We start from the raw sequence: 16,486 nt of genomic DNA, 5'->3' as shown, positions 1-16,486 counted from the left end.
TTTATCTTTCACAAAAACCGCCACGCTGGCGGTTTTTTTGTAACTCCGGCCCATTAAGTAAATAAAAAACTTTACTTACCAACCCCGAGCCCTACACTTAAGTAAACAAAAAACATTACTTAATAAAAAGAGGTGCCTATGACCCCCTACGTAGAACACGCCAACATCACGGTCAGCAACATCGATCGCACTATCGAGTTCATCCAGACCGCCCTGCCGGCATTTACTGTCCGCCATTGCGGCCAAAGTGATAGCTACCGCTGGTGCCATATCGGGACGGAACATAGCTACCTCGCCCTGCAGGAGGTCGTCGAGCGGGACTCTGTAGACCGTACCCCATATGTAGACAGTGGTATCAACCATATTGGCTTGGTGACTGAAGATATTATGGAAGTCAGAGCCCGATTGCTGGCAGCAGGTTACAAAGAAAATGAGATGGAGACGTCGCACCCTTGGTGCAAGCGGGTGTACTTCTGGGATCCCAATGGCATAGAGTGGGAGTTTATCGAGTACCTGAGCCAAGATAACAGTCAGCGTAACGACTACAGCCAGTAACAATCTGCGTACTGGTTTCCAAAAAATACGAGTAACGGTTTGCTGTTCAAGCCATGGCTTGAAAACCGCCTCTAGCAAGAGGTTTCAACATGTTCCAGTCTATCTCCCCTAAGGCGCTGCAACTGATCAGGCAAGGCCAGCAGTTTGATCCAAGCTACCAAGGCGGCCTATCCAATCATTTGCCAATGGCGCTGGCCGCACTGTCATTCAGTGGTGCTACAGACTTCCAACTGGAGGCATTCTACCGCCACTATATTCCGCGGCTCGAGCCTATCCGCCAGGCATCCTCTACAGCAAAATCCGGCACTGCCATTTTGGGCAACAAACAACATTTTCCCTACTTCCTGCACGCTTATCGCCAGCAGGTTGAAAAAGAAGGGATTGAACAAACAGTGAAAAATGCCATACCTCAACTGCTTCCGGGGTTGGCGACCGCGGCTTTCCATGCCCTGATCCGCCTCAGCTATGCCGTGCAGGTGCAAGACAAAGCGGAAACAGCCATTGCCCTGGCATATTGGTCCAGTGAGTTCCAGCCGCTTGGCGACTTGGAAATAACGCACAAGTACCAGGGGCTAGAGCAGGCCCAAATGGCCTTCGGGCACTTCAAGGACTATTCATTCCAGCCCGGCAACATTGTTGACAGAATCGATCAGCTCACCCGCATACCGGAATACCAGGCCATCTCTGCCATCCCCGCAGACCTTACCTTTGAAGCCATCGCGCAAACCAGTATCCGACTTTATCTGGCATCCGGTAACTTTACCCTGCTGCATGGCGTGACAGGCTTGCAGGCATTACATGCCCTGATGCCGCTGATAGGGCAAAAAGGCTTGGCGGTAAACTACTTCTGGCAATCCTACATTGCCGCATTATGTGTATCCAGGGCAAACAGCATCTCAATGAAAGTGGTCCAGACTTCACCACTTGCAAGCAATGAACAGTGGAAAATTTGGCTCGGGCAGACACTCAGTAACAAGGACGATCATGTCGTCAAACTGGCCTATAGCTGCGCCTACCTCCACCAGTATTTTTCCTTGCCCGAGTACCCTGCTGCTGTCAACGCGTTGCTTGCGCATCAAGTCGTATGAGAAGGAGCCTACTACGGGTGCGTAACCATATTCATGCCAAACAATTTTCATGCGAAGTAGCACGAGCACATAAACCACAGGCATAAAAAAGGTGCCCAGTTTACACTGGGCACCTTCAGGGTATCTTTATTGAAGCAATTACTTCAGCGTCACACGGGCAAACTTGCGCTTACCAACCTGGAATACCGCAGTACCGGCTTCAGGGATAAGCTTGGTATCTTCGATCTTGTTGCCGTCGATTTTCGCCGCGCCCTGGCGGATCATACGCATCGCGTCAGAGGTTGAGTTTACCAGACCCGCATCTTTCAGTAGGTTACCAATCGCAATGCCGGCTTCGAATTCGAACTCTGGCATTTCATCTGGCATCGCCCCTTTCTGGAAGCGGTTGATGAACTCCTGCTCGGCCGCATCGGCATCGGCTTCGCTGTGGAAACGGGCAATGATTTCTTTCGCCAGCAAAATTTTCACATCACGCGGGTTACGGCCCCCCGCAATGTCAGCCTTGAACTGGTCGATTTCTTCCAACGGACGGAAAGACAAACATTCGAAGTAGTTCCACATCAGATCGTCAGAGATAGACATGATTTTACCGAACATCTCACTTGGTACGTCAGTCACACCAATGTAGTTGTTGGCAGACTTGGACATTTTCTTCACGCCGTCCAGACCAACAAGCAGTGGCATAGTCAGGACAACCTGTGGCTTCTGGCCATTGGCTTTCTGCAGTTCACGGCCCATCAGAAGGTTGAACTTCTGATCAGTACCACCTAGCTCTACATCAGTCTCCATGGCTACCGAGTCATAGCCCTGAAGCAGCGGGTACATGAATTCGTGGATCGCAATCGGGCGACCTTCGTTGTAACGCTTTTTGAAGTCGTCGCGCTCAAGCATACGGGCAACTGTCTGGTTTGCGGCCAGGCGGATCATGCCTTCTGCGCCCAGGTCTGACAGCCAGCTCGAGTTGAACTCAATCTTGGTCTTGGCAGGATCGAGGATTTTGAAAACCTGCTCTTTGTACGTTTCCGCATTACGCAGTACGTCTTCGCGAGTTAGCGGTGGACGGGTAGTATTTTTACCTGTTGGGTCACCCACCATACCGGTGAAGTCACCGATCAGGAACGTGACGTCATGGCCTAGCTCCTGGAACGTACGCAGTTTGTTCAAGATCACTGTGTGACCCAGGTGAATATCCGGTGCAGTTGGATCGGCACCTAGTTTGATTCGCAGAGGACGGTTCTCTTTTAGCTTGGCAATCAGCTCCTCTTCCGGAATCAGCTCATCCACACCACGCTTAATTTCAGCTAAAGCTTGTTCAATGCTGGCCATTCTTGTTCGCTCCCACAGAATTGGCAAAAAAGTAATAATCCTCAATCTTACTTGAATAGCGATGTTTTTTGAAACCAGTTAGACTAAGGGTTGTCTTATTTTTTACGAAATCGCAAAAAAACACCACATGCAAGTACCGATACTCCGCCGGTTGCCACGGATGCACCAAACTCTCATCACCGTGATCAGCACGCTGCTCGTGGTGTTAATATTATGGCCGAGCTCACAAAGCAGTGGACACCCTGAGCGAAAATTCGAAATCGGCAAGCTCTACCCGCTGGAAATCTCTCTCGATACCGACCAGCTTCGGCCGATGGAGGGTGATGAAAAGCCCACAGTTCCCGCCCTTAAGTGGAAAGAACACGAAGTGCAATCCGGCGAAAGCCTGGCGGTGGTATTCAACAAGGTTGGCTTATCGCCTGCGACCCTTTACCGCTTGGTCAATGCCGATGATGGCACCAAAACCTTAACTAGCTTGCGTCCGGGCGACAAATTACGCTTTGGTTTTGACGAAGACAATCAATTGGTCCAGTTGATCCAGCCACAGAGCGCAACCGACAGCTTGGTGATCACCCGCACTGCCGATACCTTCTATTCGAACAAGGAAAGCAAAGAGGTTGACCTTCAGCTCAACTTTGCCCAAGCCGTGATCACGTCGAGTTTCTGGAATGCCGCCGATAAAGCAGGATTAACAGCCAACCAAATCATGGAAATTGCCGGAATCTTCGGCTGGGATATCGACTTCGCCTTGGATATCCGTGCCGGTGACAGCTTCTCTGTATTATTTGAAGAGCGCCTGGTTGAAGGCGAGCCAATCGGCCGTGGCAATATCCTTGCCGCCACCTTTAGTAACTTGGGTCAGACATTTACTGCCATTCGCAGTGAAGATGGCAAATATTATGATGAGAAAGGCCAGGCGATGCGCAAGGCGTTCCTGCGCTCACCGATCAACTTCCGTTACGTCAGTTCGAACTTCAACCCGCGCCGCCTGCACCCGGTGACCGGACAGGTCCGTCCCCACCGAGGTACTGACTACGTAGCCCCGGTCGGTACCCCGATTTGGGCAGCCGGTGACGGTGTAGTCATGCAATCGAGCTACAACAAATTCAACGGTAACTATGTCTTCATTCGCCATAGCTCGACCTACATTACCAAGTATCTCCACCTGACCAAGCGCAAAGTCAAGACAGGCCAGCGAGTCAAGCAGGGACAGACAATCGGTACGCTAGGTGGCACCGGCCGGGTTACCGGCCCGCACCTGCATTATGAATTCTTGGTCAACGGCGTACACAAGAACCCGAGGACGGTAAAACTGCCTCAGGCCCGCTCGCTCAGCGGCAAGGAAAAGACCCAGTTCCAGAAGTACGCCAAAGAGCGGATGGCACAGCTAAACCACTTCAGCCAGTTTATTGCCGACAACAGCCCACTGCTTGGCAACCGTACCTAACACGTACCTATCCGCAGCCACAGCCAACAAAAAAGCCGCCCCCTCTCGGGAGCGGCTTTTTATTCGTCCGTTTATTCGCCAATGCACGGGCAACCTGTTTGGCTGCCAATACTCAATTAGACGCTGAACGATGCACCACAACCACAAGTGGTTGTCGCGTTCGGGTTGTTTACGAAGAAGCGGGAACCTTCCAGGCCTTCCGTGTAATCAACCGTGCCACCGATCAGGTATTGCAGGCTCATCGGGTCAACAACCAGTGTGACGCCGCTTTTTTCAATTGTGGTATCGCCTTCGTTGACTTTCTCGTCGAAGGTAAAGCCATACTGGAAACCACTACAACCACCGCCGGTGATGTAAACACGTAGCTTCAGCTCCGGGTTCTCTTCCTCGGCAATAAGCGTTTTCACTTTGTTCGCTGCAACATCAGAAAAATTCAGCGGCAGATTAGCATCGCTCATTAAAAACCTCTCAAATACTCTCGGTCATGGTTGTGATTATCTAATACCTGACTATCTCGTTCAAGTATTGACCACCGTAGACTGCTCTCTGTTTGCCATTTTTTCCTTTTCTATGGTTCGATGCAAGAGTTGAGAGTAAATTGGCTTACCGCCAAGTACCTGTGCCAGCATAGTTGCCCCCAGGGTTGTAATGATCAATGGCAGGATCAAGTCATAATTATCGGTCATCTCTATCACCAGCAAGATACCGGTGATCGGCGCCCTTACTGTGGCAGCAAACAGTGCCCCCATGCCGGCAATAGCGAACATCCCCGGCTGCAGGCCAAGCTCGGGGAACAACTGCTGGGCAATGGCACCAAAAAAAGTACCGAACAAGGTGCCCAATGCCAACATCGGCGCGAAGATCCCACCGGGCGCCCCCGAGCCGAAACACAACAAGGTGGTCGCCACACGGGCCAAGAAGAGGATAAATAGTATGCTGATACCATACTCGCCATTGGTCGCACTTGGGATCAAGCTGATCCCCCCTCCGGTCATTTCAGGGACATACAGCAGAAGCAAACCGAAGCTTCCCCCCAATAGCGTCCCTGTTAATAAATAGCGGCGGCGGTCATGGCGGTGGATACGGGCAAACATATCCTGGGCCATGGTGACCAGCTTATTGAACACCACGCCGAAAATACCGAAGGCCATCCCGAGCAAAAGGAACAACCATAGCGAGCGCAATAAGGGAGCATCATACTGCGGCATGGTGATCACCGCCTGCTGGCCCGAAATACTACGGAACACGATATTGGCAACAATCGCCGATATCATGACGCACTTAATCGAAATGAGACTATAGCGAAACTGCGGCCGCATCTCCTCGACCACAAACATGATCGCCGCCAGCGGGGCATTGAACGCAGCGGCCAAACCGCCTGCGGCCCCCGAGGCTAGCAGCGCATGGCGGCCTTCTTTATCTTTCAGTCGGAACAGATCGGAGACCATCCGGCCGATATTACCGCCCATCTGTACCGAAGGCCCCTCACGGCCCAGTACCATGCCGGAGCCCAGTGCACCCAGGCCACCGATAAACTTAACCGGCAGCACCCGCCACCAGCGCACCGGACGGATGTCATCCATCGCCCCTTCAATCTCCGGGATCCCCGAACCGGCCGCCTCCGGGGCAAAACGATGGACCAGGTAATACCCCACCAAGGCCAGCAAGGCGCTGATCAAGAAAGCCGACAACCACAACGGCAGCATATTGCTGATTTCATGACGTAACCATTCCGTTCGCTGCTCGGACACCCAGTGCACGGCAATCTCAAACAAGGTCGACAGCAAGCCCGCTCCCAGGCCCACCAGCGCGGAGAGGAAAAGGACGGATACAGGGGTTTTGTCTCGGGATAAAAAGCGCCGGACCAGCCCGCTCGGCTGCAGTCTTTCAGGCGCAGGTGTGCCTTGGTTTTTCTCTGTCATCAACAATGCCGTAAGTATGAAATCATCCCGGAGCCGGGAAACAATAGAAAGGGACGCCTTATATAGGGAAAGCGCCTTGAGAAAGCATAGCTGACCGGTTGTTTTTTTTACATATTCAATGTTGAAAACTAGCTTTGCAGTGATGCACAGCATTTTTGTGCCCCGCAATGCTTTGCGCCGGCCCATAGTTCCCGTCGCCCCCAATTGAAAGCCCCCATTAGCCTAGGTACAATGCCGACAGTTCAAATCGGACAATCTTCAATAACAGGACATCACAATGAGCAAGTCAGCTGATTTATTTGCCAAAGCGCAACAGACGATCCCTGGTGGCGTTAACTCACCAGTCCGTGCCTTTGCCGGCGTGGGCGGCAGCCCGCTATTTATCGAGCGCGCAGACGGCGCCTACATCTTCGATGCCGATGGCAAAGCCTATATTGACTATGTTGGCTCGTGGGGTCCGATGATCCTTGGTCACAACCATGTCGCTATACGTGATGCCGTTATCAAAGCTGCCCAGCAGGGCCTGAGCTTTGGCGCACCAACCGAGATGGAAATCACCATGGCTGAAATGGTGTCCCAGTTGGTGCCGTCGATGGAAATGGTGCGTATGGTGAGCTCGGGTACCGAAGCGACCATGAGTGCTATCCGCCTGGCCCGTGGTTTCACCAATCGTGACAAGATCATCAAATTCGAAGGTTGCTACCACGGCCATGCCGATTGCCTGTTGGTGAAAGCCGGTTCCGGTGCCCTGACCCTTGGCCAGCCAAGCTCGCCGGGCGTACCGGCTGACTTTGCCAAACACACGCTAACTTGCACTTTCAACAACCTAGACTCTGTTCGCGAAGCCTTTGCCGAGCACCCAGAGCAGATCGCCTGTATCATTGTCGAGCCTGTAGCCGGCAACATGAACTGTATCCCACCGGTACCCGGCTTCCTTGAAGGCCTGCGTGAGATCTGTGATGAATTTGGCGCATTGCTGATCCTCGATGAAGTCATGACTGGCTTCCGTGTGTCTCACGGCGGTGCGCAGGGTTACTACAACATCAAACCGGATCTGACCACGCTGGGTAAAGTGATCGGTGGCGGTATGCCAGTCGGTGCATTCGGTGGCCGCCGTGAAGTGATGGAATATGTGGCCCCAACCGGTCCGGTTTACCAAGCAGGTACCCTATCGGGCAACCCTGTCGCCATGGCCGCTGGCCACGCTTGCCTAAGCGTATTGACCAAAGAAGGTCATGAGCAACAGCTTGCCAGCACGACCCAGCGCTTGGCAGAAGGTTTCCAATCTCTGGCTGATAAGTACGGTGTTCCACTGAAAACCAACCAGGTAGGTGCAATGTTCGGTTTCTTCTTTACCGATCAGGAAGCAGTCAACTGCTACGACGATGTTGCCAAATGCGATATCGAGCGCTTCAAGCGTTTCTTCAACCTGATGCTGGAAAAAGGCGTTTACCTGGCACCTTCTGCTTTCGAAGCTTGTTTTACTTCGCTAGCCCATGGCGACAAGGAAATTGAAGCCACGTTGGGTGCGGCAGAGTATGCCTTCAAGACCCTGGCAGAAGAAGCTGCCGCATAATACGGTGCTGACGTCACCCTATTCGTTTTGAAAAGCCGATAGACACAAGCCGCTCACTGAGCGGCTTGTTACTTTTGGGACGGTCTAAAATAAGAATCTACGCATTACTGCCAGAAGACAAGCGCCAAAACGGCCAATGCAGCCAAGACCAAAACCGCCAGCGGAACCCGCTTTTTTTTCTTGGTCTCACAACCACAGTCACAACACCCCATCGTCATACCTCCTCGCTGGAAAATCAGACAGATATTATCGATTGCCTCGTAAGCAATGTGGTGCAATCATAATACCAGACAGCAACAATAGCCTCATTAAACCTATCGATAAGGGATGCACAGTGCCCAAACCATTCAAAGTTGAATCTCGCCACTGGATGCTCATTGCCTCTTTGGCGCTGGCTGCCTACGCCAGCTACACGTTGATTGAGCCGTATATCGGCCCGATCGTGATGGCTTTTATCATATCACTGCTCTATTACCCGCTGCATGTAAAGCTGGACAGGTTGATGCCTAGCTCGCCCAACCTGTCATCGGTACTGTCCTGCACCCTGCTGACCTTCATCATCGTGATCCCGATGCTGGTGGTGTTTAGCTCAATCATCCATCAGGGCACTACCTTTTCCAAGGAGAGCTATACCTGGCTGACCTCAGGCGGGGTACAGGAAGTGCTGGCCCACCCTTATGTGGTCAAACTCCTCTCGCTTATCGAAAAGTATTCACCGTTCGAGCCGGTCGATACCCAGATCATGGTCCAGAAAGTGGCCTCTGCCTCTTCGAAGTTCGGCGCACAGTTGCTGAATGTCAGTGCCCGCCTGCTGGGAGATGCCACCAACTTCCTGATCAATTTCATGCTGATGCTGTTCGTGCTGTTCTTCCTGCTGCGCGACCATGACAAGATTGTTCAGACCATCCGCCATGTGCTGCCGCTCTCGCGCAGCCAGGAAGATGCGGTGCTTAACGAAGTCGAGCAAGTGGCCAAATCCGCGGTTCTCGGCTCTTTCCTCACCGCGCTGGCCCAGGGCTTTGCCGGTGGCTTTGCGATGTGGATGGCCGGGTTCCAGGGTTTGTTCTGGGGCTCGATGATGGCTTTCGCCTCGCTGATCCCCGTTGTCGGTACCGCGCTGATCTGGCTACCGGCCAGTATCTACCTGCTACTGATCGGCAAATGGGAGTGGGCGCTGTTCTTGGCTGGCTGGGGAGCGATTGTGGTCGGTTCAATCGATAACTTCCTGCGCCCACTGCTGATGCAGGGCAGCTCAGGCATGAGTACGCTGCTGATCTTCTTCTCCATCATTGGGGGCCTGCATGTGTTTGGCTTGATCGGCCTGATTTACGGCCCGATTATCTTCGCCGTCACCTTGGTACTGTTCAAGCTCTACGAAGCCGAATTCCAGGACTTCCTCCAGCACCAAGACCATCATTAATCAGTTAGGCTGGGGCTCTGCCCCAGCCCGGCTTTTCTTATCCGCATTTTTGTGGAACAATTCGCGCCCCAACACAGCTTTCATCCATTCTTGAGGTCGTTATGTCATACAGTGCTGCTAGTCAGGTTGCTGCCCGTCAACTAGAGTTTTTCGAAAACCGCAAAGTCCTGGTGGCCGGTGAGCTCGATGACAGTTTTCCAAATGAGCTATCACAGACCGCTGCATCAGTAACGATCTTTACCACCAATTTCGGCTATGCCCGCCGTATGGCTGCCTTTAGCAATATCCATACAACCTTTGGCGCTGAGTTCAGTGATGAAGCCGATATCGATATGATTCTGCTGTATTGGCCGAAAGCCAAAGCCGAAGCCGAGTACCTGTTGGCGATGCTGCTGGCCAAGTTTGGTCCGGAAACCGAAATCTGTGTCGTGGGTGAAAACCGTAGCGGTGTGCGTAGTGCCGAGAAAATGTTCGCCCCTTATGGCAAGCTTACCAAGTACGATTCGGCCCGTCGCTGCAGCTTCTTCTGGGGCCGCTGCGATACCCAGGCTCCGGCTTTCGATATCAATGACTGGTTCCGCAGCTACCCACTTAGCATCGCAGGTACCGAGTTGACGATCCGCTCTCTGCCGGGCGTCTTCAGCCACGGTGAGTTCGACCAAGGTTCGAAACTGCTGCTGGAAACCCTGCCTTCACTGAAAGGCCGCGTACTGGACTTTGGCTGTGGGGCCGGTGTCATTGGTGCGGTAATGAAAACCAACAACCCATCCATTGAGTTGGAACTGTGTGATATCAGCGCCTTGGCCATCGCATCTGCCGAAGAGACTTTCCGGGAAAACCAACTGGAAGCAACCTTTACAGCCACTGATGTCTATGCGTCCCTGCAAGGCCCATACGACTACCTGATCAGCAATCCGCCATTCCATGCCGGACTGAAAACCTTCTATGCCGCGACGGAAGACTTTATTGCCAAGGCGCCGCAGTACCTAAACAATGAAGGCCAACTGATCATTGTTGCTAACAGCTTCCTCCGTTATCCACCGCTTATCGAGGAAAGCCTGGGCAACTGCGAGACCACAGCCAAGAACAATAAATTTAGTATTTACACTGCAAAAAAATGACTTAATGAGGCCGGGTAACGCCCGGCCTCAGCCCAACTTTTCATACAAAACTGCTCATTCTGGGCAATTTCGTCTCCATAATTGACGGCAAAAACGTCAAATCTGTGTGTCGGCACACGCTTCCGCTACCACTTTCTTGCTTCCACGAAAAAACAAAGTATAACTGATGGTTATGGTGATTTTTCCGCACGATTGAACCGTTAATTTCGTCAATTTTACGGAAGCAATCAACACCTATATCAATAACATCAAGGCGTTACCACCAACGCAGCTTTGTCCCACAGGTATTTTCAGGCACCGGAATGCAGCAGACTACCCGTTTAAAGCGTCTCCAGCACACTTTAATGCTGGCTTTTTTAGTATTGAGTATTACCCCACTGATACTATCGGCCCTATTTTTCCTCAACTCCCATACCAAAGATCTGGCTGAACAGAGCACCAACCATCTTGCGTCCCTACTCGACAACAAGAAAAAACAGCTCAACAATTTCTTTGCCGGCCGGGAATCGGAGGTACAGAGCTTCGCCCGCTCCGAACTGGCCAACGCCAGCGGTGGCCGTTTCTACGGTTTGGTCGGCGCCTACCATCAGCTTGGCGATATTTCCGAGGTACTGCACAAGACGGGTAGAAGCCGCTACTACACGGAAACCTTGACCAATAAATCTCTCAACGAGCAAGACACCGGCAACTATGTCGGCCATGAGCGCTACCGGTTAATGTACAAACGTTATAACTGGGCCTATGAAGAGTACCTTAAACGCTCTTCGTTCAGTGATATCTTGCTGGTCGATATCAACGGAAACATCGTCTATGCTGCCAACAGCCCGGGGATTTTTGGTATCAACTTGCCCCAGTCGGCGCAAGCGTACCCGGCATTAAGCCAAACATTCTCGTCGATCCAGAAAAAAACCGAACAATCGGAAAGTGCGACCGACCAAGTCCCGGTTGCCTTCACCGATTTCAGCCCGTCTCAGGGCGAAGCCGATCTCGCAGCCTGGTTTGCCGCCCCTATCATCCAGCAAGGCTATTTGCACAGCTATGTATTCTTCAAGCTGAGCAATCAATCTATCCGTGACTTCCTGAGTGACACTGGCAATAACTCCTACTCCGTCCAGACCTTGCTGGTCGGCCAGGATCACCGTTCTAGATTACCAACCGCGAGCGGAGATCCCGCTTCATTTTCCAGTAACAGTATCAACCGGGCGCTGGAAGGAGACAGCGGCGTGGGTAGCTTTGCCAACTTCAATGGCGTCCCGGTTCTCAGCGCCTTTTCCCCACTCACTATCATGGATAGCCCTTGGGCTTTGGTGGTCGAACTGCCAGAAGAGGAAGCCTTTGCCCGGATCCGCCAGCTAGAAGTGATTTTCTTCGTTGCCATGCTAACGGCCATTGTCTTGGTCATTATCGCCTCGCACTGGCTGTCGAATTCCATTACAGCCCCTCTGCTTCGCCTGACCTGGGCTGCAGAGCAGGTCTCCGCAGGCGATATGGATCAGAAAATTGAAGGAACGGATCGCTGTGATGAAATAGGCCGCCTGGCTGTTAGCTTTGCCAGGATGCAGGCCTCGGTCAGGGAGAAAATGACCCTGATCCGCGAGCAAAACAATGAGCTGGAGCAAAATCTCCAGATCATCCAGCAGAAAAACAAGGAGCTGCAAACAGCTGACAAGCTCAAGGATGAGTTCCTGGCAACCACTTCCCATGAGCTGCGAACCCCCTTGCATGGCATGGTCGGTATTGCCGAGTCACTGCTGGCAGGCGCCAACGGTCCCGTCCAGCACTCTCAGCGCCGCCAGCTTGAAATCATGATCAACAGCGGCCAGCGCCTGACCAATCTGGTCGATGACTTGCTCGATTACCACAAGATGCGCTATGGCGATCTGGATATCCAGCAGCACGCGGTCGATGTCTCCTCTGCCGCCAGACTGGTGTTGGAACTTTCAAGCCATTTACTCGGCAGCAAACCGGTTCGCATCATCAACCAAATCCCCAACGACTTACCGCTGGTACAAGGGGACGAGCAGCGACTGGAGCAGGTTCTCTATAACTTGGTCGGAAACGCTATTAAGTACACCTCCGAAGGTAAGATCATTCTCTCGGCAACCATACTGGAATCGCAGCTTCGGATTCAGGTGGTCGATACCGGGCAAGGGATCCCGGCAGAGCAGCTTGAGCATATCTTCGAGCCCTTGATCCAGGCCAATACCCAATCGGCCAACTACCGCCAAGGCTCCGGACTCGGCCTGTCGATCAGCCGCCAACTCATAGAACTGATGGGAGGACGCCTGTACGTCAGCAGCCAGCCGATGATAGGCACAACCTTCAGCTTCACGCTGAATCTCGCTTCAGAGGCTGATATTGCCAACAGTGAGATCTCAAGCCGCAGCGGCCACTTCCAGATCCCGTCACCGGAAGCCCAAGCTTGCGAGCTTGAGCATATCGAGGAAAACCCCGATGGCGAACTGCTGCTGATTGTCGACGATGAACCCGTCAACCTTCAGGTTCTCAATAACTTCCTTCGCCTCGAGGGATACCGAGTGATCACAGCAGAAAGTGGGCCGCAGGCGCTGAAACTGGTTGAAAGCCACCAGCCAGCCCTGATGCTGCTGGATATCATGATGCCGGAAATGTCCGGCTATGAGGTCTGTGAGAAGCTGCGCCAAGACTATAATATGCTCGAGCTCCCGATCATCATGCTCTCGGCCCTCGGCCAGGTGCAGGACAGGATCCGCGGTTTTGAATCAGGCGCCAATGATTACCTCACCAAGCCATTTAACAAAGAAGAGCTCACCGCCCGTATCGGCGCCCACCTCAAAGCCGGGCAGACAGAGCGCCAGCTTAAAGAGAATCAACGTCTTACTGAGGAGATTGAACGCAGGGAGCAAGTTGAAAATAGCCTACTGGAAACGCAAAATCGCTTGCTGGGTTTACTCGAGTCGTCTAACGAGGCAATCCTCTGCGTCCAAAGTGGTGGCCGCATACGCTATGCCAATGCCGCAGCCGGCAAACTGTTCAATCGTTCGCCGGAACAAGTAGAGCGCCACCATATCGAAGATATTCTGGCCACACATTTACCGCAGGACATCAGTCTAAGCCACCACTTCCATGGCAGTTTGATGTTCAAGATCGGTGACAGCCTGACGTCATTGGAAACCGATGTCATCAACCTCCCAGAGGAATCAGGCCTGCAGCGGATGTTTATCTTCGACAACCAGGGGCAGACCAGCAGCCACCGAATAGAGGTGCTGGAAAATGCCGTCGAAGTACTCTCAGGCTTTGCTTTCAACCGAAATAAGGACAACCTACAGAAGCTGCGCCACTTGGGGGACGAGTTCTGCTTCATAGCCGACAAACTAGAAGGTAATGGCAAAAGCAAAAATGACACTTTGCGCGAACTGCTTGTGGAGATAATGAAGACCACACTGAAGCAATGGGAGGAGTCCACCCAGAAGACCAAGTTCGAGCTAGCCGAGGAGAGCGGATTGTGGCGGGTCTATCTCGACCGCAGCACCCTGCAGACACGTACGCTGGATAAGTACCTTCATCTGGAAACCCTACCAAAGACACCACGCTGGCGAACGGTACTCAGTACCATCGATTTTGTCCTTGAGCGTAGCCCTCAAAACACCCCGACACATAACGAGCTTGTGACGATGAAAGAGCAACTCCAGGATATCGTCAACCAATAACCAGAACTCTTTATTCACTCTAAGCCTGCTCTGTGCAGGCTTTTTTTTGCCTCGAATTATCCCTCTCAAACCGCAAAAAAGCGCCCTGACACAGACAAAAACAATGGCGAAAAATCCCTCAGATAAGGCTCTCTTTCCCACCTTATCCCACCCTCACAGCAAAAAGTTTCGGTTTATGAGAAGGTAATCACAACAAACTGCACTGATAAATTTTCCGCAGGGAATTAAGCGTCCTGATTGACCTTGTTACATTATCTCGCCACCAGAATAACCATAAAACGCTGATTAAAAAGGGATAAAATGAAAAAACAAAATCCATCATTATGAAACAACAAAACAAATATTGAGAGGCAAAGCACACCAGTCTCATCAGCAAGCGCGGGATCACAGTCTGTTATTAACGTTTTTTACGGAGAATAAAACGAATTTAACGTTTTTAACGAGCAGCCTAATTGACCGTTTTGCCAATCAGGAGTTTCCTTAAGGCACACAGAGCCTACAAGGCCATTTGTTCAGGTACGTTACTCAGCTTGGACAAAGTAGGTTCTTCCTCCCCGTGAATGCGGGGGCTTTTTCCATAAGTGAAACTTAGAGCAATAGAGTAAGGAACAGCTATGCTTGCCAATATAAAGAAAACCCAGTTAGCGCTAGCCGTTGTCGCAGCCGCTTCAACCATGTTAGCCGCCCCAGTGGCGACCGCTGCAGAACGTAGTGAGCTAACCATCGTTTCAAAGTTCTTCCCAACTTTTGTACGTAACTTCAACCCTTACCTACAAACTCAGCTTGATACCACCTATGACTTTTTGTACGAGCCACTGGTTGTCTTCAATGAGCTTAAGGGTAATGAGCCGGTTATGCGCTTGGCGAAAGACTACTATATGTCTGACGACCTGATGCAGGTAACTTTTGAAATTCGAGACGGCGTGAAATGGTCTGACGGCAAGGCTTTCTCTGCCAAGGATGTAGCATTCACCTTCGAACTGTTGAAAAACCACCCAGAACTTGACCGCACAGGTATCAATGCCCGCCTCAAAGACGTGAAAGCCAAGGGCAACAAAGTTACTTTCAGCCTTACAGAAGCTAACTCGAATGTTCCTTACCTGATTTCTAAAGTCGCTGTGGTGCCAGAGCATGTATGGAGCAAGATTGAAGATCCCACACGCTTCACCAATGAAAACCCGGTGGGTACCGGTCCATTTACCGAAATCGACACTTTCACGCCTCAGCTATACACCCAATGCCGTAACCCTAACTACTGGGATAACGACAACCTAGAGGTTGACTGCCTTCGTGTACCGCAGGTCAGCGGCAACGATCAATTCCTTGGTCAGGTGCTGAGCGGCCAGTTCGACTGGACGTACGCTTTCATCCCTGATGTCGACAGCACATACGCGGCGGCTAGCCCAGACAACAAATACTGGTACCCAGCCGGCGGTACGCAAGCGTTCATGCTGAACTACAAAACACCAAACAAAGGCAACCACGAAGCAATCAACAACATTGATTTCCGTCGCGCCTTCTCAATGGCTATCGACCGCGAAACGATCATTGATATCGCCTTCTACGGTGGCGGTGTCGTCAACGACTATGCTTCAGGTCTAGGCCAAGCATTTGAGTCTTGGTCTGATAAGGCTGTACACGAGAAATACAAGCCATTCATGACTTACAATGTCGAGAATGCGAAAGCGCTATTGAAGCAAGCGGGCTTCAAGGATACCAACGGTGACGGCTTCGTTGAAACACCAACAGGCAAGCAAATTGAGCTTTCTATCCAATCACCAAACGGTTGGACTGACTTCAACAACACCGTTCAGCTAAGTGTTGAGATGCTTCAGGAAGTGGGCATCAAGGCTAAAGCTAGCACGCCTGACTTCTCGGTATATAACCAGGCTATGCTGGATGCGACCTATGATGTGGCTTACACCAACTACTTCCACGGTGCAGATCCTTACACTTACTGGGACAGTGGTTACCACTCTCGCTTCCAGGCAAACGAAGGCATGCCTCGCTTCGCCCTTCACTACTGGAGCAACGACAAGCTGGATAACCTGCTAGCGGGTTTCTACAAAACGGCTGACCGCGGCGAGCAGGTACAAATGGCGCATGCCATCCAAAAAATCATTGCTGAGAACCAGGTGACTATCCCTGTTATGTCAGGCGCCTACACGTCTCAGTACAACACTGCGCGCTTTACCGGTTGGTGGAACGAGAACAATCCGAAAGGACGTCCGATGCCTATCACCAACACCCAAGAGCGTTTACTCCAAGTGCTTGACCTGAAACCTAAATCGTAATTGTCATAATTTGCGGTGCGCGCTTTGCGCACCGCCCCTTCAACCTTC

General features: G+C 51.9%; 11 protein-coding genes. 8 read left to right on the top strand and 3 right to left on the bottom strand.

The annotated features are described in order from the left end of the window. Window positions 1-138: 138 nt before the first annotated feature. Together R2X38_RS21850 and R2X38_RS21845 are read left to right on the top strand one after the other, a co-directional pair. Window positions 139-555 (top strand): VOC family protein, encoded by a 417-nt coding sequence (locus R2X38_RS21850; RefSeq protein WP_317524470.1) that lies wholly within the window; start codon window positions 139-141, stop codon window positions 553-555. A gap of 89 nt (window positions 556-644) precedes the next feature. After that, window positions 645-1,643 (top strand): questin oxidase family protein, encoded by a 999-nt coding sequence (locus R2X38_RS21845; RefSeq protein ID WP_317524469.1) that lies wholly within the window; start codon window positions 645-647, stop codon window positions 1,641-1,643. A gap of 138 nt (window positions 1,644-1,781) precedes the next feature. On the opposite strand, the gene tyrS is transcribed toward R2X38_RS21845, so the two are convergent. After that, the gene (tyrS, locus tag R2X38_RS21840) at window positions 1,782-2,969 is read right to left on the bottom strand and encodes a tyrosine--tRNA ligase (protein ID WP_317524468.1); all 1,188 of its coding nucleotides are present in this window, start codon (window positions 2,967-2,969) and stop codon (window positions 1,782-1,784) included. Window positions 2,970-3,096: 127 nt separating this feature from the next. Between tyrS and R2X38_RS21835 the strand changes: the two genes are divergently transcribed. Next, window positions 3,097-4,416: a peptidoglycan DD-metalloendopeptidase family protein gene (locus tag R2X38_RS21835; protein WP_317524467.1), complete on the top strand. Its 1,320-nt coding sequence runs from the start codon at window positions 3,097-3,099 to the stop codon at window positions 4,414-4,416. Window positions 4,417-4,532: 116 nt separating this feature from the next. On the opposite strand, the gene erpA is transcribed toward R2X38_RS21835, so the two are convergent. After that, the gene (gene erpA, locus R2X38_RS21830; protein WP_107301349.1) at window positions 4,533-4,874 is read right to left on the bottom strand and encodes an iron-sulfur cluster insertion protein ErpA; all 342 of its coding nucleotides are present in this window, start codon (window positions 4,872-4,874) and stop codon (window positions 4,533-4,535) included. A gap of 60 nt (window positions 4,875-4,934) precedes the next feature. Next, the gene (gene clcA / locus R2X38_RS21825) at window positions 4,935-6,338 is read right to left on the bottom strand and encodes a H(+)/Cl(-) exchange transporter ClcA (protein WP_317524466.1); all 1,404 of its coding nucleotides are present in this window, start codon (window positions 6,336-6,338) and stop codon (window positions 4,935-4,937) included. 277 nt (window positions 6,339-6,615) lie between these two features. Here clcA and hemL point away from each other — a divergent pair, with 277 nt between their 5' ends. The 5 genes from hemL to R2X38_RS21800 all read left to right on the top strand — a co-directional run bounded on the left by hemL (window position 6,616) and on the right by R2X38_RS21800 (window position 16,438). After that, complete coding sequence (hemL, locus tag R2X38_RS21820) at window positions 6,616-7,914, top strand: glutamate-1-semialdehyde 2,1-aminomutase (protein WP_317524465.1); 1,299 nt, start codon at window positions 6,616-6,618, stop codon at window positions 7,912-7,914. Window positions 7,915-8,248: 334 nt separating this feature from the next. Continuing rightward, a complete protein-coding gene (locus R2X38_RS21815; protein ID WP_317524464.1) occupies window positions 8,249-9,334 on the top strand; it encodes an AI-2E family transporter in 1,086 nt (361 codons plus the stop codon). A gap of 101 nt (window positions 9,335-9,435) precedes the next feature. Next, window positions 9,436-10,455: a 16S rRNA (guanine(1207)-N(2))-methyltransferase RsmC gene (rsmC, locus tag R2X38_RS21810; RefSeq protein WP_317524463.1), complete on the top strand. Its 1,020-nt coding sequence runs from the start codon at window positions 9,436-9,438 to the stop codon at window positions 10,453-10,455. 302 nt (window positions 10,456-10,757) lie between these two features. Next, entirely contained in the window at window positions 10,758-14,144 is a 3,387-nt protein-coding gene (locus R2X38_RS21805) for a response regulator (RefSeq protein WP_317524462.1), read from the top strand. Between the two features lie 614 nt (window positions 14,145-14,758). After that, entirely contained in the window at window positions 14,759-16,438 is a 1,680-nt protein-coding gene (locus R2X38_RS21800; protein WP_317524461.1) for an ABC transporter substrate-binding protein, read from the top strand. Window positions 16,439-16,486: the final 48 nt, after the last annotated feature.

Origin of the sequence: Photobacterium rosenbergii (assembly GCF_033022775.1) — a bacterium.
In the GTDB taxonomy this organism is placed as follows: Bacteria; Pseudomonadota; Gammaproteobacteria; order Enterobacterales; family Vibrionaceae; genus Photobacterium; species Photobacterium rosenbergii_A.
This window is presented reverse-complemented; position numbering and strand designations above follow the sequence as displayed.

Bases quoted from the DNA above. Each gene is read 5' to 3' on its own strand.
- R2X38_RS21845 (WP_317524469.1), top strand. From the start codon at position 645: ATGTTCCAGTCTATCTCCCCTAAGGCGCTGCAACTGATCAGGCAAGGC.
- R2X38_RS21800 (WP_317524461.1), top strand. From the start codon at position 14,759: ATGCTTGCCAATATAAAGAAAACCCAGTTAGCGCTAGCCGTTGTCGCA.
- erpA (WP_107301349.1), bottom strand. From the start codon at position 4,874: ATGAGCGATGCTAATCTGCCGCTGAATTTTTCTGATGTTGCAGCGAAC.
- R2X38_RS21835 (WP_317524467.1), top strand. From the start codon at position 3,097: ATGCAAGTACCGATACTCCGCCGGTTGCCACGGATGCACCAAACTCTC.
- clcA (WP_317524466.1), bottom strand. From the start codon at position 6,338: ATGACAGAGAAAAACCAAGGCACACCTGCGCCTGAAAGACTGCAGCCG.
- rsmC (WP_317524463.1), top strand. From the start codon at position 9,436: ATGTCATACAGTGCTGCTAGTCAGGTTGCTGCCCGTCAACTAGAGTTT.
- tyrS (WP_317524468.1), bottom strand. From the start codon at position 2,969: ATGGCCAGCATTGAACAAGCTTTAGCTGAAATTAAGCGTGGTGTGGAT.
- R2X38_RS21805 (WP_317524462.1), top strand. From the start codon at position 10,758: ATGCAGCAGACTACCCGTTTAAAGCGTCTCCAGCACACTTTAATGCTG.
- hemL (WP_317524465.1), top strand. From the start codon at position 6,616: ATGAGCAAGTCAGCTGATTTATTTGCCAAAGCGCAACAGACGATCCCT.
- R2X38_RS21850 (WP_317524470.1), top strand. From the start codon at position 139: ATGACCCCCTACGTAGAACACGCCAACATCACGGTCAGCAACATCGAT.